General features: G+C 48.1%; 20 protein-coding genes. 5 read left to right on the top strand and 15 right to left on the bottom strand.

The annotated features are described in order from the left end of the window. Positions 1 to 3 precede the first annotated feature (3 nt). The 14 genes from EBA_RS15800 to EBA_RS15740 form a co-directional block, all read right to left on the bottom strand. A complete protein-coding gene (locus tag EBA_RS15800; protein WP_192375596.1) occupies positions 4 to 795 on the bottom strand; it encodes a sterol desaturase family protein in 792 nt (263 codons plus the stop codon). After that, a complete protein-coding gene (locus EBA_RS15795; protein ID WP_192375595.1) occupies positions 795 to 1,478 on the bottom strand; it encodes a TIGR04283 family arsenosugar biosynthesis glycosyltransferase in 684 nt (227 codons plus the stop codon). The genes EBA_RS15800 and EBA_RS15795 overlap by 1 nt, the downstream gene beginning before the upstream one ends. 16 nt (positions 1,479 to 1,494) lie before the next feature. Next, a complete protein-coding gene (locus EBA_RS15790) occupies positions 1,495 to 3,645 on the bottom strand; it encodes an FAD-dependent oxidoreductase (protein WP_192375594.1) in 2,151 nt (716 codons plus the stop codon). Positions 3,646 to 3,819: 174 nt separating this feature from the next. After that, positions 3,820 to 4,122 carry a nitrate/nitrite transporter NrtS gene (gene nrtS / locus EBA_RS15785; protein ID WP_192375593.1) on the bottom strand — a complete coding sequence of 101 codons (303 nt, stop codon included), beginning with the start codon at positions 4,120 to 4,122 and terminating at the stop codon, positions 3,820 to 3,822. A 195-nt stretch (positions 4,123 to 4,317) separates the two neighbouring features. Further along, positions 4,318 to 5,280 carry an arsenosugar biosynthesis radical SAM (seleno)protein ArsS gene (arsS, locus tag EBA_RS15780; RefSeq protein ID WP_192375592.1) on the bottom strand — a complete coding sequence of 321 codons (963 nt, stop codon included), beginning with the start codon at positions 5,278 to 5,280 and terminating at the stop codon, positions 4,318 to 4,320. 2 nt (positions 5,281 to 5,282) lie between these two features. After that, entirely contained in the window at positions 5,283 to 5,930 is a 648-nt protein-coding gene (locus EBA_RS15775; RefSeq protein ID WP_192375591.1) for a DUF3047 domain-containing protein, read from the bottom strand. Between the two features lie 92 nt (positions 5,931 to 6,022). Further along, positions 6,023 to 6,223, bottom strand: a complete 201-nt coding sequence (locus EBA_RS15770) for a zf-HC2 domain-containing protein (RefSeq protein WP_192375590.1) — start codon at positions 6,221 to 6,223, stop codon at positions 6,023 to 6,025. Then, complete coding sequence (locus EBA_RS15765; protein WP_225616333.1) at positions 6,216 to 6,803, bottom strand: sigma-70 family RNA polymerase sigma factor; 588 nt, start codon at positions 6,801 to 6,803, stop codon at positions 6,216 to 6,218. The genes EBA_RS15770 and EBA_RS15765 overlap by 8 nt, the downstream gene beginning before the upstream one ends. A gap of 26 nt (positions 6,804 to 6,829) precedes the next feature. Further along, entirely contained in the window at positions 6,830 to 7,873 is a 1,044-nt protein-coding gene (locus EBA_RS15760; protein ID WP_192375588.1) for a methyltransferase domain-containing protein, read from the bottom strand. A gap of 73 nt (positions 7,874 to 7,946) precedes the next feature. Further along, positions 7,947 to 8,831 (bottom strand): MIP/aquaporin family protein, encoded by an 885-nt coding sequence (locus tag EBA_RS15755; protein WP_223146695.1) that lies wholly within the window; start codon positions 8,829 to 8,831, stop codon positions 7,947 to 7,949. 35 nt (positions 8,832 to 8,866) lie between these two features. Next, the gene (locus EBA_RS15750) at positions 8,867 to 9,988 is read right to left on the bottom strand and encodes an inorganic phosphate transporter (RefSeq protein WP_192375587.1); all 1,122 of its coding nucleotides are present in this window, start codon (positions 9,986 to 9,988) and stop codon (positions 8,867 to 8,869) included. 455 nt (positions 9,989 to 10,443) lie between these two features. Beyond that, positions 10,444 to 10,512: a hypothetical protein gene (locus EBA_RS24620; RefSeq protein ID WP_267874710.1), complete on the bottom strand. Its 69-nt coding sequence runs from the start codon at positions 10,510 to 10,512 to the stop codon at positions 10,444 to 10,446. A gap of 80 nt (positions 10,513 to 10,592) precedes the next feature. Next, entirely contained in the window at positions 10,593 to 10,646 is a 54-nt protein-coding gene (locus EBA_RS24615; RefSeq protein WP_267874709.1) for a hypothetical protein, read from the bottom strand. Positions 10,647 to 10,911: 265 nt separating this feature from the next. After that, entirely contained in the window at positions 10,912 to 11,766 is an 855-nt protein-coding gene (locus tag EBA_RS15740; RefSeq protein ID WP_192375586.1) for a hypothetical protein, read from the bottom strand. A 557-nt stretch (positions 11,767 to 12,323) separates the two neighbouring features. Between EBA_RS15740 and EBA_RS15735 the strand changes: the two genes are divergently transcribed. Then, positions 12,324 to 12,944 (top strand): recombinase family protein, encoded by a 621-nt coding sequence (locus EBA_RS15735; protein WP_192375585.1) that lies wholly within the window; start codon positions 12,324 to 12,326, stop codon positions 12,942 to 12,944. 3 nt (positions 12,945 to 12,947) lie between these two features. Next, a complete protein-coding gene (locus EBA_RS15730) occupies positions 12,948 to 13,190 on the top strand; it encodes a WGR domain-containing protein (RefSeq protein WP_192375584.1) in 243 nt (80 codons plus the stop codon). 4 nt (positions 13,191 to 13,194) lie between these two features. Here the strand turns inward: EBA_RS15730 and EBA_RS15725 are convergent, their stop codons facing one another. Further along, positions 13,195 to 14,313, bottom strand: coding sequence for a DUF3800 domain-containing protein (locus EBA_RS15725; protein ID WP_192375583.1), 1,119 nt, complete (start codon positions 14,311 to 14,313; stop codon positions 13,195 to 13,197). A 205-nt stretch (positions 14,314 to 14,518) separates the two neighbouring features. Between EBA_RS15725 and EBA_RS15720 the strand changes: the two genes are divergently transcribed. Genes EBA_RS15720 through brxC form a run of 3 tightly spaced genes read left to right on the top strand, consistent with a single transcriptional unit; the run spans position 14,519 to position 19,349 of the window. Continuing rightward, positions 14,519 to 15,112, top strand: a complete 594-nt coding sequence (locus tag EBA_RS15720; protein ID WP_223146694.1) for a DUF1819 family protein — start codon at positions 14,519 to 14,521, stop codon at positions 15,110 to 15,112. After that, complete coding sequence (locus tag EBA_RS15715; RefSeq protein ID WP_192375582.1) at positions 15,112 to 15,699, top strand: DUF1788 domain-containing protein; 588 nt, start codon at positions 15,112 to 15,114, stop codon at positions 15,697 to 15,699. Before EBA_RS15720 ends, EBA_RS15715 begins: the two co-directional genes overlap by 1 nt. 26 nt (positions 15,700 to 15,725) lie before the next feature. Then, the gene (gene brxC, locus EBA_RS15710) at positions 15,726 to 19,349 is read left to right on the top strand and encodes a BREX system P-loop protein BrxC (RefSeq protein ID WP_192375581.1); all 3,624 of its coding nucleotides are present in this window, start codon (positions 15,726 to 15,728) and stop codon (positions 19,347 to 19,349) included. Positions 19,350 to 19,416: the final 67 nt, after the last annotated feature.

Here is a 19,416-nt window from a genome sequence, read left to right as displayed (position 1 = left end):
GGTTCAGCGTTTGTACAGAGGTCGAAACGGCATGGCTAATAACTGGAAGAAACCCAGTGCTTGTCGGTCGCGAAATCCGTTCAAACCAATAGTCATCTCGGATTGCGGTTGCTGTGATCGATGACAGTAGGTCTTGAACAGGCGGTCCCAGCAAGACAAGGAAAAGCCAAAATTGCTGTCGGTTTCCTGTTGCCGGGTGGAATGATGAATCCGGTGCATGTCAGGCGTGACCAATAGATAACGCAGCATCCGCTCGAAAAGCGGCGGCAGGCTGAGATTACCGTGATTGAACAATGCGCAGCTATTCAGGATGATTTCGAATGCGATGACGGCCAGAGGATCGGCACCGAGTGCCATCACCAGCAATACTTTGTAAGCCATGGACAGCATGATCTCTAAGGGATGAAAGCGCACGGCGGTGGTGGTGTCGAAATCAAGGTCGCTGTGATGGACTTGATGCAGACGCCAGAACCATTGCCAACGATGGGCCGCGACATGTTGCGCGTAAATCGCCAAATCCAGGAAAAGCAGGGTTAGCGAAATGTTTAGCCAATCAGGTACGGGTAAGTTGTTAAACAGGCCAAGCTGTTGGTCGCGGGCCCAGTTCGCCGCCAGCCAGGCTGCCGCACCGATGCTGATGCGCATCACACCGGCATTCAACGCCGCCAAACCGAGATTTATGGTCCAACGTTGACGGCGAGACATACTCAAACGTCGCGTTGGACTTAGCAATTCCCAACTCAACATCGCCAACAAAATGCCGATAAACACGCCAAAGCTAAGCATAGCTTCCATCACCGCCTCCTGTAATAACGCATGGCCAGATCTTCGGGATCGGCACCGAAAAAATACGCTAAACGCAGCCACCACATTAGCAGGATGGTTTTGAATAGTCCGTACTGTTGCCAGCGCCGTGCCGAAGTCAGCACTTTGGCCTTCAAACAACAGGGTTTACCGAGTTTTTTCAGTTTCTCACTGACAGCAATATCTTCCATCAACGCAATCTGCGGAAATCCTCCCACAGCTGCAAATGCTGGTAGGGTCATAAACAAAGCTTGGTCACCGGTTGCAATGCCGGTCAGCCGCGAGCGCTGATTCATCATGAAGGCGATTAGTTTGAAGATGGGGTTAGGGGTGTCGAATGCCACATCGAAACGTCCCCAGTGGAAACCTTCAGCTATGGCTTGGCTAATCAAATCAATCCCGTTTTCCGGCAATCGAGTATCGGCATGTAAAAACAGCAGAATCTCAGCATCAGCTTGCAAAGCACCTGCATTCATTTGTGTAGCCCGACCGCGAGAACTAAGTATGACCTTATCGACCAATGGCTTGGCCATTTCCGGGCTATCGTCGTGACTGCCGCCATCAACCAGAAGCAGTTGGCAACGATCACGTAGACCTTGCAAGGCATGTAATTTAGCAGGGAGTTGTCCGGCCTCATTGAGAACTGGGATGACGATACTCATTTGGTAAGTCATGTCTTGAATTTGTCCCTCAAACCTTACGCCGCCAAGTATGATAACGGCCCAGCCATGCCAGTAAAACCTTGGGCGCATGATTGCGCTTCCAGACCCCCGCTACGTATTTATTGGCTTCGGCCAGGGTCGGATAGATATGAATGGTGCCGAGGATTTTATTCAAACCAATACCGTGTTTCATTGCCAGCACGAACTCGGCCAGCAAATCCCCGGCATGCTCACCGACGATGGTCACGCCGAGAATCTTATCCTTGCCGGGCACAGTCAGCACTTTGACAAAGCCGTGCGCCTCCCCGTCGGCAATCGCCCGATCCAGGTCGTCGAGGCCGTAGGTTGAGACTTCATAAGCGACATTTTGCGCTTGCGCGTCCTGTTCATTCAAGCCAACTCGGGCTACTTCAGGATCGGTAAAGGTTGACCAGGGAATCACCGAATAATCGGTACGGAATTTCTTGAATTGACCGAACAAGGCGTTGACCGCCGCATACCAAGCCTGATGTGCGGCGGTGTGGGTAAATTGATACGGCCCCGCCACGTCGCCGACGGCGAAAATACTCGGGTAATTGGTTTGTTGGAACGGGTTGATTTCCAGGGTGTTGCGCGGCGACAAGGCAATACCCAGTTCTTCGACGCCGTAACCTTGCACATTGGCGGCACGACCGATGGCGATCAACACTTTGTCGAAGGCGATTTTGACGATTTGCCCATCATGCTCGGCCAACATAATGTGTTCGCCGTCTTCGACGATGAATTCCTTGGCTGTGTGATTGACTTTGACGTCGACGCCTTCTGCTTCGAAGCTGGCCTGGACAATGTACGACACTTCCGAGTCTTCCCGCAGCATAAGGCGCGGGGCCATTTCCACATGCGTGACTTGACTGCCCAAGCGGGCGAAGGTTTGCGTCAACTCGCAGCCTATCGGACCGCCGCCCAGCACCAGCAAGCGCTTGGGTAAGTAGCTTAAATTCCAGATGTTATCAGAAGTCAGATAATCGATGTTTGCCAGTCCGGGAATCGCCGGAACTAAGGGCCGGGCGCCGGCGGCGATGACTATAGCGCGGCTGGTGATGGTTTTAACGCCGTCGACTGTCGTGACTTCCACCGCCCAGGGCGAAACGATTTTGGCCGAGCCTTCAATAATTTCCACGCCCAGCTCGGTATAGCGTTCGGTGGAGTCGTGCGGCGCTACGGTTTTGATCACCTGTTGCACCCGTTCCATCAAGGCGGCGAAATCAAATTCAGCCTCGGCTTTGGCGATACCAAACTCTCCAGCACGTTTGATATGAGACAGCAACTTGGCCGAACGGATCAGCGCCTTGGATGGGACGCAACCGGTGTTAAGGCAATCGCCTCCCATTTTGTGTTTTTCGATCAACGTCACTTTGGCTTTCACAGCAGCAGCGATATAGGCCGACACCAAACCGCCAGCTCCGGCACCGATGACAATCAGATTGTTGTCGAAGTGGTTCGGTTTAGGCCAGTTCGCATAAATTTTGCGTTGTTTGAAAAATTCGAGCATTTTCTTGGTCACCAAAGGAAACAGACCGAGCAAGGCAAACGAACCGAGCAAAGCTGGAGACAGAATAGCAGAGAGCGAATCGATTTTCGCCAACTGGGTGCCGGCATTAACATAAACCACGGTGCCTGCCAGCATGCCGACCTGACTGATCCAGTAAAACGTCCTGGTCTTGATCGGCGTCAAACCCATTGCCAGATTGATCATGAAAAACGGAAACAACGGCACCAATCGCAAGGTAAACAAATAAAAGGCGCCGTCGCGGCTCACGCCCTCATCAATGACTTGTAATCGGTTGCTAAATCGCGATATGACCCAGTCGCGCAACAAAAATCGCGCTGCCAGAAATGCCAGAGTTGCGCCGATGGTAGAAGCAAACGAGACAATCAGCGTACCCCATACCAAACCGAACACCGCGCCGCCGGCCAGGGTCAATATCGTCGCCCCCGGTAATGACAGCGCAGTGACCGCGATATAAAGCGCGGCATACAGTGCCGACGCTAGCATTGGGTGAGCCAGACGGTAATAAGTGATGCCGATCTGTTGGGCTTTTAAATTTTCCAGCGTCAGATAGTACTGTAAATCCAGGGCAAAAAAAGTCGCTATCAATGCGGCAACACCCAGCAATAAAAAAAGTCTGGAGGTTTTCATACCGACCTGCCGATTCTGAATAGGCAAGGCTTCGGAGGGTGTTTGCAGGTTTTCTGGGTAAACATCTAAGTTCCTTAAATACTATTGGGCTCGCCTGTTAGTCGTGTTTGCCTGTCGTTCCTGTATGGCGTTAAGGGAATAGGTTGCGGAGCCTTAGTTGAATTGAATGACTCGCTACGAGTCTGTCCGCTGATGAAGAGTAAGCGCGGTTAAAGCGCCATAAGTAGCCACCAGAAAAGGCACGCTATAGGTTAATAACGCCCTGATCACATCGAGTCCTTGCATTGCCGGGTAATCCAAAAACAGTAAGCCGAGCACGGCTTGTGGTTGATTGATCAGATTCAACAGAGTGCCGACGACAAAGGCGATCTTGCCGGAGCGGCGGTATATGCCAAGTCTGATGGCCGTGCGATGCAGATCAAGTAATTTTGCAAAGCAACTTCCTACTGCGTCTTTGCAACCCCTCCACTTAACCATCCAGGATCACCTCTAACAAAAATGTAGATTTGGAGCGCGCTGTATGGCAAAAATCAGTGCGCATAAATCCATGCGATTCGTTCAAAATATGCTATTAAGGTTATATTATTTAAATAGTTGCTCGTTTAATGTCATGCGTAGGACAGCCAAGCAAGCACTTTTGTATGGTTTGCTTAAGCCCGGATAAGGCCAAAGTCAGAGCAAAGCCCCGCCGCAGCTGCTGCCTTGACCGGCAGTGCAACCGTAACAATGGGCGGCGGTGGCAATTGGTGCGTTTTTGAGTTGTTCCAACTGCAACTCGCTAATATTTACTTTGGGTTTGGCTACGGCACCCAATGGCAAATCCAGCATCTGGTTGAAATCGCAGTCATAGACATACCCTTGCCAGTCAATGCTGAGGGTATTTAGGCACATCAGGTTTTCAAGATTGTCGGCGCGAAAACTGTCTTTTAATAACGCGAGATAGGAGTCGAAGCGGCCATGGCTGATCAAGCTGCTGCCAAAGCGCTGAATCGGCATATTGGCGATGGCAAACAGGCGGTTGAAAACGATGCCGTAATGCTGCTGTAAGTGCTGTTTGTAAGCTTGTTCCAGTTGCTGCTGGTCGGGCGGCAACACGGCATCTTGCGGATTAAAAACCAAATTCAACTCCAACCCACTATCCAATTGACCATAACCCAGTCGATTCAGGCGCTGCAAGGCCGCCAGACTGTCTTTGAACACACCTTTGCCGCGCTGCTTATCAACATTTTCTTGCAAATAGCATGGTAAGGAAGCAACGATCTCTACCCTATGTTCCGCTAGAAAATCAGCCAAAAATCGATAGCGTGGGTCTTCCAAAATGGTCAGATTGCATCTGTCGATGACTTTAATACCCAATTGCCGGGCCGTGCGAACCAGATACAAAAACTGCGGATGCATTTCCGGTGCGCCGCCAGTCAAATCCAGCGTGTGAATGTTAGCGGCTTCGGTCAACGCCAACACCTGATCAACGGTTTCGCGACTCATCATCTCGGTGCGTTTGGGACCGGCGTTAACATGGCAATGCACACAACTCAGATTGCACAGATAGCCGAGATTGACTTGCAACACTTCCAGCGGCTTGCGGAGTAGGGCCGGAAAGTCACTATTAATCAGCAGAGGTTTGGAGTCGTACATGCTTAATCCTTGGAAAACCAGATGTCGCCATAAGCGGCAGCAGCTTGACCGCCACCGTTGTCGGTATCGGTCATGATGGCGACGGCATCGATAGCGGTGATGTCTTCACCGAATAGTTTCTTGAAATCGTCCCGGACATTGCGTTTTTCGGTTTGCCAAACGTTCAGTGAGGCTTCCGGCCCACGTAAAGCCAACATCATCGCATGATCACCGGCAAAGGCATTGGGCCAAACGGTATCCTTTTTAGTGTTGCCGGCCCAGACATAATTGATGGCCTTAGTTTGCCAAAATGCCAGACCGCCTTTGACTACCACATACACCCGCGCAGCATAATCGTCGCCGGGTTTGCTTTGTTCGTTCAAGCCGGTCAAACGATTGCCGATGCGCCACGACCAGTTCAGGAAAGGGGTTTGTTCCAAATCGATACGCTTTTCCTTGAACATGCCCGAACCGGCGGCACGACTATCGGCAGTCAATACCGACACGCCATCGATAGCTTGTAAGCCATATATGGTTTCGCCTTTGAAACTTTTCTGCTCCCAGCCCTCCAGCGTATTGCGGCTGAATTCGCCGATAGGCAATTTGTTATCAGCGACTGCCACCTTAATCAGTGTGGGTATGGTTAAAAATACCCACCAGAATATTTTCATGTTTACCCTGCTGTGAGTAGTCTCAAAAAATTATCCATAGCCAAGCAGCAACTGAATAAATATAAGTAATGTAAACAAGCATGATAAGGCGATTAAGATTTTCTCTTAGCTAGATCTTGGATATGCTGAGTATATGTCTGTGCAGTTTTGCGAATGAATTGTGATTGAGTCTTGAAGTTTCGACACCGGGAACACATCATTAAATGCACTCTTACCGTCAGTCGTTCGCCTAAGCCGAGCTTTTTGTCTAAACCCTGAGATATCAGGGAAGTAATGTTCCGACAGCTACGCATTACTATTCTCCTTTTTAACGTTCGTTTGATTAAACCACCGAACTTCCAGGCATTCACGCAGCCGCAAACGGGCTCGGTGCATGGTGACCCAGTAATTGGCGTCGCTTAAGCCTGTTTCCCGGCAGACTTCTTCTGTTTCCAGACCCACGATTTCGCGCAACATGAACACTTTTGCCATTTTCGGCGGCAGATTGTTCTGGCACATTTCGTAAATGGTCCAGAATTCTTGTTGCTTGAGTGCCGCTTCGGGATCGTTCCAAGTTGTAGGGCAACCAATCCAAAGACCGTTGCTCGTGAAAAACTCACCCTCATCGCCTTCATCTGTATTGCTGTAGTCTTGATCAAAACTGTAGAGGTCGACTTCACGGCTGTTGCGTCGCCAATGATCAGCAATTTTGTTTTTCAAAATTCCAATTAGCCAAGTGCGTAAGCTAGCCTTCCCTGCGAAACTCGCAGAAGATTGCCAGGCAGCCAGCAACGTTTCTTGCACCGCGTCGTCTGCCAGTTCGGTGTCTTTGAGTTGAAGCAAGGCATAGCGAAGCAGCATCGGTCGATGCTCGACCAGTAGGGTTTCGCTCAATGGAACGGGTGTGCTTATCTCCTCACTCAACAGCATGCGCTATCAGCCGAGATACCAGGATTGCCAGGTCCGGGGGCGCAATCGAATAAACCAAAATGACGCAACTTATCGCCGAGGACTTGAAAGTGATCACCGTAGCGACTGAGCGCGAGCATGTCGGCAGTGTTGCCGCATACTCTTAATGGTCTGCCGGTCTCGAAATGGTGGTGATCATCTAAATCAAAGCTGTGTGGATGTTGATCAATGGTGCCCAAATAGACGGCGACTTGGCCGAAGTCTTCGCAACGATCCTCCAAAGCCATTTTGAAGGCCCGCACCGTGACAGACTCGAATTTAACCATACCGATTTTTGCGAATACTTCCGGGTCGTCAATGCTGATCGGGTTGTGTTTAGCCCGACGGACGTCTGGGCACCCCAAGTCCTGCAATATGCGCCGGAAGTCCTCCCAATATAGCGCGCCGCCCAGGCATTCGCCCAGCAAGACCGGATCTTGACGTAATTCGACGGGGATACGGCGGTCGGCGAATACATCGGAAAAATACAGTTCACCACCTGGCTTTAATACTCGAAATATTTCCGCCAATACACGAGGCTTTTCCGGTGAAAGGTTGATCACACAATTGGATACCACGACGTCGATGCTGTTATCGGCTATGCCCACGGTGTGCAGATTTTCGATATGCCCGTGCAAAAACTCGACATTAGCGAAGCCGAATTGCTCTGCATGCCATTCACGATGGCGCACAGCCACTTCCAGTTGTTCAGGTGTCATGTCGACGCCAATTACTCGCCCGGTAGGGCCGACCAAGTTCGACAGCAGATAACAGTCCCGACCGGTGCCACACCCCAAATCCAATACAGTTTTACCTTCTAGGGCCGGTGGTAAAGGTGAGCCGCAACCGTAAAAACGTTCCAATACCTCAGGGTGTAAGCCGGCCAACAGGATTTTCAAATAACCGGGCATAGCATCAATGCTACAACAGGCGCTGGTTTTCAGATCGTTACTTGATTTCAATACCTGGCCATAGTAGTTCTGGACGGATTCGTTGATTTCGATAGAGCTAGTCATTGGGATACCTCAAGTGGTAATGTCTGTATATAGAAAATAGGAAGATTGATGTAATTATTTTGGCGTATCGTGTTCACGAACAGCAGGGTGGAGTTTTCATGGCTGGCTCGAGGATACGCACAACAAAAACGGCAGCGACAATACCACCCAACAAAGGACCGACTATGTAGACGAAAAAAAAGCCACCGTCTTGATCCGGGAACGCGGCATCATTCCACCCCATTAAAAAGGCGACCATGCGCGGCCCAAAGTCCCGTGCGGGGTTTAATCCGGCTTGAGTGAGCGGAGCAATTAGGCAGATGATAGAGGTTACAGTCAAACCGATGAAAACTGGAGCCAACCCGTCATCCGGCCGGCCAACGTTACAGCCTTCGGTTAAGGCGAATATCATCAATACTAACAACAATGTCCCAAAGGCTTCCGCAATCAATGCCAAGTGCATGGATACGACAGCTGTACTGCCCGGACTGAGGTAGTACTCACCAAATAGCATAGCGGTTTTGATAGAGTCAGCAGTGCCTCGAATGATGCCATGAGCTGTTTCATAAGCCGCAATTGATGGCGAGAACAGCCCGTAAATGACCAATCCCGCTGTAACGGCTCCGACAAATTGACTGATTATATAAATCGGTAATCGGGCAATCGGCATCCGTCCACCGAAGACCATTGCTACACTGACGGCAGGGTTAAGATGCGCACAGGATAAATGCCGGGTCAGGTAAATAGCCAGGGTCACGGCTATTCCCCAGACTAAGGCAATCTGCATTAATCCTTGATGTGCATTAAATAAAACCGAAACAGCAACAGATCCACAGCCGAACAAGACCAATACAAAAGTACCTAGCGTCTCACCAATCATTTCTCTCAAATATTTTATCGACATATTTCCACTGGGTCGGTTTGTTGCTTCATCGTAAGCCTTAGCCCGGTTATAAACGAGTAGTTCGACTAAACTCAAAACCGATCTTCATGCTGTTTCTTGTTTTTTGACTTTTAAAGTTTGATGTTAAGGCAGAGTGTGATTGCTGCCGAACAAATAGCCGCACACGGCAAGGTCAGCAACCAGGATAAGGCAATTGACGTGATCACTTCTGAATTGGCCTTGCCGCTGACCAAACCAATGCCAAATAATGAACCTACCGAAACATGGGTGGTGGAAACCGGCATACCAAGTTTGCTGGCAAAAATGACTAACAGTGCCGTAACCAGATTAGCCGATAAGCCCTGTCCATGCGTGATGGTAGTGATTTTATGACTCATGGTTTCCGCTACCCGTCGGGCATTGAACACTCCACCCAACATCATCGCCGTAGCAACCAGAATAATGATCCAATGCAAATCAAAACCGGGAGCCAGCAATAACAAGGCGGCAATTTTCGGTGTGTCGTTCAGGCCGCGCGCAAAACAAACTGCGCCGGCGCTGCAAAAATGCAGCCCATCTCGAAGGCGCTCAAGATTAAACCCCAAAACCAGGCTAGATTCTCGCTCAGCGCAAACCTCGTGACGATCAAGGCTTAAAGACGGAACGATTGCTGAATCGATTGCCAGGGTCATATTGACGTTACTGACCAACGCCATACTTTCCGGATTTTCAATGCATAAACACAGGTCATTAGTTAGTTGTCTGTGGTTATGCCAAATGCTCAGACCTCGATACAACAAGCCCGCAGATAATAACGCCACAAACGGACTCAATAGCAATGGCAGTACGAAGTTGTTCAGCAACGGTGCCAGACTGAGATTACCGGATGTCGCTAATAGGGTGCTACCCGCCATGGCGCCTAATAAAGCGTGAGTCGTTGAAATCGGAAAGCCATAACGAGTCGCTAGAATCACCGTCATTCCAGCGCCACCCGCGACGGCAATCATGAACGGTAAAGTGTGTATCAATTCGTCCGGTGCCAAGCCTTTACCGGAAAACTTGACCAGCAAAGTCTGTGCTAAAAACAGCGCGGAAATCGAACCGGCCAATGTCGTTAGCGTTCCCCAAGTCAGAGCCTGCCGAAAGTTCGCGGTGCCGCTACCGAACAAACTCGCCACACCCTTGAAGTTATCATTGGCACCATTGGCATAGGCCAGAAAGCAGACGCTGATAAATAAAATGCTGGTGAGCATGAGAAATCTCCTGGATTGGGTCGACTATATGTTCTAAGTCGTTAGGAGAGGATCAAACCTTACAAAAAATATTCTGTAATCGAGAAATCAATGGTAAGTCATGGTGATAAGCAACATCGTAAGTTCATGATGGGTTGGTTTTTTCGAAATTGCCTAGTACCTCGCCAATGAACGACGTTACAGATATCTGTTAAAAATGCTTAACTGTTCGGTTTAAATGCCCAAAGCACGTTAAATCTTAGTTTCTCCCGCGAGCATTCCAGTTACAAATGCCGCGGGCAATCCCGCCAAGATTTTATAAGGATGCCAAGCTGTCGGTACAACCTGCAGTCCAAACTGGCATGATCGTCGAGTCTACGACCCAAAGACCAGTGGAACAAACGCTGTTCTAATTTGATCGGCAAATCGTTGATGCTGGCAAAGCGCCGCTGTATGAAGCCTTGTGGGGTGAATTCCTAATTCTGATTATCGTAACTGCGGAATCGCTGGCCGGAATCGTCGCGCCATTCGTAGGCAAAGTGCACCGAAAGCCGTTGATCGGGAAAACCCACAATTCCTTAATCAATCGATAGCCGAATTCTTTGACCCAATAGCGTCGCAAGGATTACCCCACTTGTTCGCGGCCTTGCGGAAATTCGGCGCGGTTACGCCAGGGGATGTCTTCGGTATAGATCAGCGCATCGCGATCCGGGTAGCATTAGTTTCAGGCATCCGCTGGCTGCGCACTTTCTGATCACGGCAAGAGTCCTTCGAGATAGTTCAGAAACCTTTCGCGCCGCGAGAGTTTGCCTTAGTTGGTGTATTTGGCATAGCTCAAACCGGGCTTTTGATACTGTTCCATTTGCGTCATCTCGAATATGGGTATGTGCTGAATAATATCACTCGCGGGTTATAAATCAGAAGTTCCTCGGTTCTCACGCAATTTATCGAGTACCGAAAACGACGCTTGGGTCATTGTAAACACCATCATAATTTCCGGCACCGTCAGAGCCTGAAAAGGTAAGTACATTACGTGTGTTCAACTTCATAATACTTTTTGGTGCTAAACCGTCAGCAACGGGAACAGAACCGCCAACGCCTTGTGCTTTTCCAGGTCCCCAAGGGCTAGACGTAATTTCGCATCGAAAAAAAATCGACCCGCTTGAACCTGTGGGAAGGATGGGTTCACCAGATTGATACCGAATAACAATAGGCTCTCCTTTGTTTATTAGAACTTTAGTGCCGCGAATTTCCTTGAGACTGCTCGGTTGGATTGCATAGCCACCAAACACCACCATGGTTCCTCCTGGAACGGTAATACCTGTCCAATCACCACCAAGCTCAGTTTTAGCTTGCAAAATAAGCAGAAAACCGCCGTCATGTACTTCCCAACCCAACTTATGAATATTATATTTATCAAGAATATGGGCACGATAATTGGCTCTTGGATCAGTAGAAAAGGGAGAAAAGAAAGCTTTACCGTTAGCTGTAGCACTATCGACATTTATTCCAAATCTTTTTAAGAAAAAAGTCTTTGCTGCCGCTTCTTCTTCGTCTATTTGCTTTGGAGTTAAGCCCATGATGGTTTCGAACCAGTATGTTCCAAAGCAAAATAAATTTTGGCAATTAGGTATGTCTTGATTTGGACTTGCAAGATCGTACTGACCATCCATAAAATAGACTGCCATACTTTTAAAACCTTCAGGTATGGCAATCGGTTTGTTTTCTTGAGCATTGGCAGTAAAACTTGCCAGAAGAAAAATACTGGGTAAAGTTATCCTTGAAATAAAACTAACCATTTGATTTTACTCGTTTTGGTATAGATTACTTTTTCCACTACTTAAACTACTTAAGTGCGGTCTGGACTATAGTTGAAGTGAACCCCATTGTAAAGGAACCTCTGATTAATACCTCGCCAGCGCTATAATTCAGCAATATCACCGTATTAGTGATGCCAAATGAAAAATTGAAGGCCCGCTTTTGAGGGGCTTTTTATTTGAACCTATCATCCGGTTCCTCAAAACAGTCGTCATTTGGAAGACTGGTTTATAGAAATAATAAACGACCGCTTTGTAGCGCTAGAACTCGCGGAATCTGTATTTTACTGAATGGCCGGATTGGAGAAACTCGATAGGCCGGTTAGGGTCGAAATGCCACATTCGCAATCTCCCCGAAAGATATTTCTAACCAATCCAGCATATTAAAGTAGTGCAGTTGTCTTCTGACATTCGTGCAGTCGTCTTCTGACATTTACAACCGGTTTCGGACAGTCCTTACAAGGCATGTACTAAACTAGGCTTATCGATTTACGTACATGTGTTATAATTCGTACATCCTTTTCGGACGGAATTAGAACATGTCACGCGTCTTTGCTTACTGTCGAGTGTCGACCACAGACCAGACCACCCAAAACCAAAGCCGGGAAATTCAATCTGCCGGTTTCGCTATTCAACCGCATCGTTTGATTGAAGAAAGCATCAGTGGTTCAGTCGCGGCTAAAGAACGGCCAGGTTTTAATAAGCTGATCGACCGAATGGAATCGGGCGATGTGTTGGTGGTTACCAAGCTGGATCGCCTAGGTCGCAACGCCATGGATGTAAGAGCCACGGTCGAGCATCTTTCTGATTCTGGGGTGCGGGTCCATTGTCTGGCGTTAGGCGGGGTTGATCTGACCAGTTCTGCCGGAAAAATGACCATGCAGGTGATCGCAGCGGTCGCTGAGTTTGAGCGTGACTTGCTGATTGAGCGAACCCAAGCAGGCCTTAGTCGTGCGAAGGCAGCGGGTAAACAGTTTGGTCGACCGCCGGCACTTAATGCGGAAGCTCGTGCTGACGTTGTCAAACGATTGGCCGCAGGCAGCAACGTTTCGGAGTTGGCTCGGGAATTCAAAACCACTCGGCAAACCATTATGCGGATTCGGGAAGCGGCGATGAAATCACCGCAAACTGATAATACGGTCCACTCGCCTGGGGAGTAAGCGATGAATCATCTCTATCTGGAAAGACACGATACCGAAAACAACATGCATCGTTTTTATCAGATGTTTGTGACGCCGGGCCTATTTGACGATTGGTCGTTGATCAAGGAGTGGGGCAGGGTTGGCTCACCCGGTACTGTCAGAACGGAGTGGTTCGACAGCCAGGAAGAGGCCATCGTCGCGGGGAAAAAGTTGTGTGCGTCTAAATGTAAAAAGGGCTATTACGCTATTCGCACAGGTAAATGACACTTTAGATAGTTGTTTGCCCTATGCGATCTTGTACATATTCATTTTCTATATCTAAAAACATTTGCGCTCGTTTCAATTCCTCGGCAGTAGGCGGCTTTTTCGTCGAAAAGTATCCGTTCAATGCTTTTTCCAGATTTTTGAAGGAAAAGTCGCTTTGATAGGCATTTTTAATCACATAATTTATTAGCTGTGCAGAATGATAATCAAGCGGCTTCCCATCAAAGAAGCGTTTGTACAGCCAAATCACTATGTCGATTGCTTGTATTCCGGCGCTATCTGCGGAGGCGCTTATTCTAAATTGACTTCCTTCGACGCATCGTAATTTACGCTCTTCGCCCATCGATAAAATAATATCATTGGGGAAATTTTTATGTATGAGGTGCCACTCTTCAAGAGTTCTTGCAAATTGGCTTTGGCGATCATGAACAATTTCTGCTACTTGTCGTTGCCATTTTTTTGACCTTTGCTCAATGCCATTAAGCAAATTGGAGAAGCCAACCATATTCGGCCAATGACCCAATTTGACAGACTTTGTACTGTAAATACTAATTGAATCTGGGTTTTGTTTAGCCCACTGTATAGCACAACTGATTAGTTGTTTCAGACCTTTGTTAGACATATTCAAAGTATCTTGTTCAAGAGCAAGTAATGTATTCAAAAACATTTGCTGTGCTCTTGCGGCCTTCTTTTCCATAAGCGATAACCAAAACTTATTTGCAGTCTCTTCATTAAGATTAATAGCGAAATGATACGTTAAAAGTAAACGTGACCACCGGCTATGATAATGATGTGGTGGAACTGCTTTATTTTCTGTTGGATCAAATAACGTATCTACAAATTTAGTAACGATTAGATATTTTTTTTCAACGCGAGAAATAAAAAAACGGGCATTGCACTTTTTAAAAAGCTTAAGAAGATCCTCCGCGATTCTCTCGATCTTTTCAGGTCCTAAGTCATTGGCATGTAATTCAGGTTCACCGATCTTCGAAGCGATGGTTTTAATATCTCGCGCATGAAGCAAGTCAAAGTTTATTTTTGTCATCAATGCGGCTGTAATGAATACCGGCTGATCTGAGTCGAAAATTCCAGCGTTTCCGGTTTCGTCAACGTATGCGTACATTTATTACTTCCAATACCTGATAGAAACGATAAGCCCAATAGCGACAAAGCCATCAGGCCAAATGCATTCAATATAGAATATGTTTAGACCTTAAAACAACAATCATTGGAATCCACCTAAGACGAAGGCATCTCATTTTTTAGCGGCTAAAATTTGAATTTTTCACATAAAATGCTCTGATGGTTTTCGTATTCAAGCCTTATAAGTGACTAACATATACAACGCAGAAATCTCAGCAGGCTCCCTGATGCCCCTAGAGAGCCGCCGAATTGCGGCGTTTCTCTTGACTCAACCAACTGAATCCGCATGGCGGAGAGCATTGGTCGAAGAGAATCTTTTGCAAAAAAAAGCGCCTTCCACTGCGCTACGTCAGGCCAAATTGATCAGAAAACGCCTTGAAACACTCGATCCGCCGGCCTGGGAGTTGGTCGCTAACCGTGAGCAAGAGGTGTCTATTCAATTGTTGTTGGTAGCAGCCATTAGGCATAGCCAACTGTTAGCTGATTTCATTGAGCATGTTTACATCGATCACCAGCGCCGCTTAGACTTAGCCATTTTGCCGGGTAACTGGGATGGATTTTTCACCGAATGCACTCATAAAGATCCATCGGTAAGTTCTTGGTCAGCGTCCACTCAGACTAAATTATTCCAGGTCATTATTCGTATTCTGTCTGAAGCCAAATACATTGAAAGCACACGTAACATGAAGCTCACACCGCAATCATTACATCCCGAAGTGAAACGTTATCTATCAACAAGTGGCGACACTTATGTAATGTCATTATTGGAGCGGGCCTAATGGCTTTAACCTTTGAGGAACGACTCAATCAAATTATCCCCAAAATCAGTTCCAAAGAATTCCTAAGCAACAAAGGATTGGGTAATGAAATAGGTTTTTGGATTTTCGATTACCCTCCAGAACGGGAGCTAGAGATGAGGGATTTTCTCACTAGAACAGTTCTCCCCAGTGTGCATAAAACCCAGCCGCCTATCCGAACCGGCGTCATCAATTTATTCGATCTAGTCATACAGCTACTTGAGGAACGCAAGTTGTTGGATAAGGCAATCGAAATGCAGGGCAAGAAAGGGGATGATGCAGTCATGGCTGCGCTACGCCCAGTGCTTAAGGAAGACAAATTGGCTCAAAAAGTGGTGTCCTTAGTAGAACTGGATACCATCGACTTGCTGATTCTTTGCGGCGTTGGAAGCGCTTACCCTATGCTGAGAACTCATACGTTACTTTCTGCTTTGCATCCTCTGATGGGCGCAACGCCTTTGTTGATGTTATACCCCGGTCGTTACGACGGCTACTCTCTGCGGTTGTTTAACAAACTCTCCGAAGATCATTATTACCGTGCCTTCAGATTGGTTCCTGAAGTGCAATAACTCACCTATGAATTAAGAAGAATAAGATGGAAATAAGGGATTTATTCACCAAGCCTATCGACCGTCCCATCAATGGCGTCATCAAAGCCGACCAATTAGATGCCGAAAGCGTTTGGCAGGAATTGGAAGAGTACGTTGTAACCAAACAGCTAACAGAATACTTTCGGCGTTTTTTCGATGCCTATCTAGCTGCTGCCGAAAAAGCCAAAGACCCGACCATCACCGCACGTATGGGTGTTTGGGTATCGGGTTTTTTTGGCTCCGGTAAATCCCACTACATCAAAATTCTGTCTTACCTGCTGGAAAACATTGAGGCCATCGATCCTAAAACCGGTGCGCATAAGAAGGCGGCGGAGTTTTTCGATGAGCACAAGATCAAAGACCCTTTGCTTCTGGCCGATATTCATAGAGCCATCAAAGGTACAGCCGATGTCATGCTGTTTAACATTGATGCTAAAGCCGATGCCAAAACCGACCGTGATGCCATTGTTCAAGTGTTTCTGCGCGTCTTCAATGAAAAGCTCGGGCTTTGCGGTGATGCGCCTCATATCGCTGAAATGGAACGCTACTTAATTTCCAAAGACGCCTACGACACTTTCAAAACCGTCTTTCAAAGTAGAAATGGCAATACCTGGCAACAAGAGCGCGATGCCGTCGATTTTCTGCGTGATGACGTAGTGGCCGCTTTGGCGCAGTCGCTGAATATGACCGACGAGTCAGCGGGCCGCTGGTTCGATAATGCCCGTGATGATTACCGGATCAACATCGAAGGTTTCGCTAAGCTAATCCGCGAATACTTGGAAGCCAAACCAGCCGACCATCGTGTCATCTTTCTGGTCGATGAAGTCGGCCAGTTTATCGGTGACAACACGCAACTGATGCTCAGCTTGCAAACCATTATTGAGCAGTTAGGGACGCTCTGCCAAGGCCGTGCCTGGGTGATCGTGACTAGTCAGGAAGACATTGATGCGGCGATTGGCGAAGCCAACAAAGCCAAGTCTCAGGATTTCTCCAAGATTCAAGCCCGCTTTCATACTCGCTTGTCTTTAGCCAGTTCCAACACCGATGAGGTCATTGGCGAGCGTTTACTGGCAAAAACCGAGCAAGCCCATGTCACCTTACGCGATACCTTTGCGCAAAAGGGCGACATCATTAACAACCAACTGTCCTTTCTGGGAAATGCTGTCAATTTGCGCGGCTACCGGGATGCCGCCGAATTTGTGGCCTACTATCCCTTTGCGCCGTATCAGTTTCAACTGCTGCAAAAAATATTCGAATCAATTCGTAAAGTCGGTGCCACGGGCAAACATTTATCGCGCGGCGAACGCTCGTTGCTTGATGCGTTCCAGTCCGCCGCCGTGCAAAATGCCGGCAAGCGTACCGATGCGTTGATACCGCTGTATGACTTTTATCCGTCCATCGAAAGCTTTATTGATAGTGTCGCAAAACGATCAATTGACCAAGCACCTTATAACGAAGCGTTAGAGTCCTACGACACAAAGTTGCTCAAAGCCTTGTTCCTAATACGGTACATCACGGAAACAGTCAAACCCACCATCGATAACCTGGCAACCTTGTGTGTCGAAGAAGTGGATGCCGACAAGCTCGCCCTTAAACGCCGAATCCAAGAATCCTTAGCCCGCTTGGAACAGCAACAACTGGTCAGCCGTAATGGCGATTTATGGTTTTTCCTGACCAACGAGGAGCGTGATGTTGCCCGCGAACTGGGTCATGTTGAAGTGTCATCCGCAGAACGGACCCGCTTGCTGTCCGAGTTGATTTTTGAAGACATTCTTAGAAGCCAAACCAAAGTTCGCCATCGCGATTCCAAAGGCGATTATGACTTTAACCGGCTTCTGGACGGTACGCCGTGGAAAACCGCCAACCACGTACTGACACTGGAAGTGCTCAGTCCACTCGGTGACGACTACGACAGAATGCAGGAAGCCACCTGCATCATGCGCAGCGCAGAAGGCTCAGGTCGCGCGATTCTTCGCATGGCAGAAGGTCATCGGCTCTATGAAGAGCTCAACCTTTATCTGCAAATCGAAAAATACATCATCAGTCCCAAGGCCGATCAAGCGACACCATCATTAAAACGTATTCTCGGTGACAGAAAGGACGAAAATCGAGAACGGCGCTCACGACTGGTTGAGCAACTTGGCAATCTCATGGCCACCGGCGACTACTATGTTTTAGGTCAAAAACCCGACATTAAACCTGGCTTGCATCCGACTAGCTTGTTGGATGAAGTGATCAATTATTTGATCGCCAACACTTACAGCAAACTACCTTATCTCAAGTACCGTTGTGCCGATCCAGTTGCCGAAATTAAAGCGGTTTTATTGGCAGACGATGTCAAACAATTATCGCCACTAGATAACAGTATCGAAGAACTCAATCCCCTGGCACTCAACGAATTACGCCAATACCTGTTACTGACAGCCTCGCAAAATCGAGTGCTGTTATCGGATATTGTCGACCGCTTTACCGGCATCCCCTGGGGCTGGAAACCTGATTGGGAAATTGTCTTGCTGGTCGCCAGGTTGTTCATGGCCGGCGAGATCAAATTAATGCTGGAAGGATCAGACCTCGATCCGCGCGCGGCGCTTGATCCGTTAACCAAGTCTGTGCGCTTTCGACAAGTATCTATCCTCAAACGCAAATCCGCCGATAGCGTGTCGTTAAAACGCGCTCGTGACTTACATCGGGAGCTATTTGCCAAATTACCCCGCGAAGAGGAAGACGCTCTGGTTGCCGATACTCGCGACAGCCTGAGCCACTGGCAAAACGAACTCAAAAGCTACAGTCACACTGCATCGAATAGATACTACCCCGGCAAAACCGTCATCGATCAAGCTATTACCACTATCGGCAAACAATTGGCCATTCGCGATAGTTACGAATTTATCGAAACCTTGCTAACTGGCAAAAACGACTGGTTGGATTTGGCTGACGAGATTCACGATGTCCTCAGCTTTTACAAAACTCAACTGCCCACTTGGCAACGCATGTTGGAGGCTATGACGGCCTTTGCCGACAACCATGAGGCCTTACAACAGGATGCTGATGCCGCCGAGGCCATTAAGCTAATCATCGCTATTCGGGATAACACTGCACCTTACGGGCAAATCAACCGTATCGATCCTTTACTCATCACGGTTGAAACGGTGAGTGAGCGACTGGCCGGCAAAGAACGGGAAATTGCCCTATTAGCGATTGAGCAAAAATTGGCGGAAGTTGAGTCGGATCTGAATAAGGTGAATGCCGATGCTGCGTTACGGAATAAAGCCTTGTACCCTTTACAACAGCTTAAGGCCAGTATTGCTGGGTTGATAAGCATCCCCAAAATCCGTTATCTGGCCGAACAAGCCGATCTGCACCTGGATTCGGCCATGGATGCCATAGCTGCCTCGCAAAAACAAATGCCGACTGGCGGGAATGAGCCTGTATCTGGCAAACAAGGTACAGAAACATCGGCAAGACCCGTTGTAACGCCGCAGCAAAAGCCCATCAAAGTGATTCGTGCCCAAGCCTTAACCAGCAAAAGCTATCTGGAAACCGAAGCGGAAGTCGATACTTATTTAGCCAAACTTAGACAAGAACTACTGACGGCCCTGGAAGAAGGTAAAAGAGCTCGAATTCAATAAAGGAGCCTGTCTATAAATCGTTGCACTTTCCATGGCAATGACCAATAATTTGTTGAAATCTTCAACA

This window comes from Methylomonas albis, from assembly GCF_014850955.1.
Classification (GTDB): domain Bacteria; phylum Pseudomonadota; class Gammaproteobacteria; order Methylococcales; family Methylomonadaceae; genus Methylomonas; species Methylomonas albis.
This window is presented reverse-complemented; position numbering and strand designations above follow the sequence as displayed.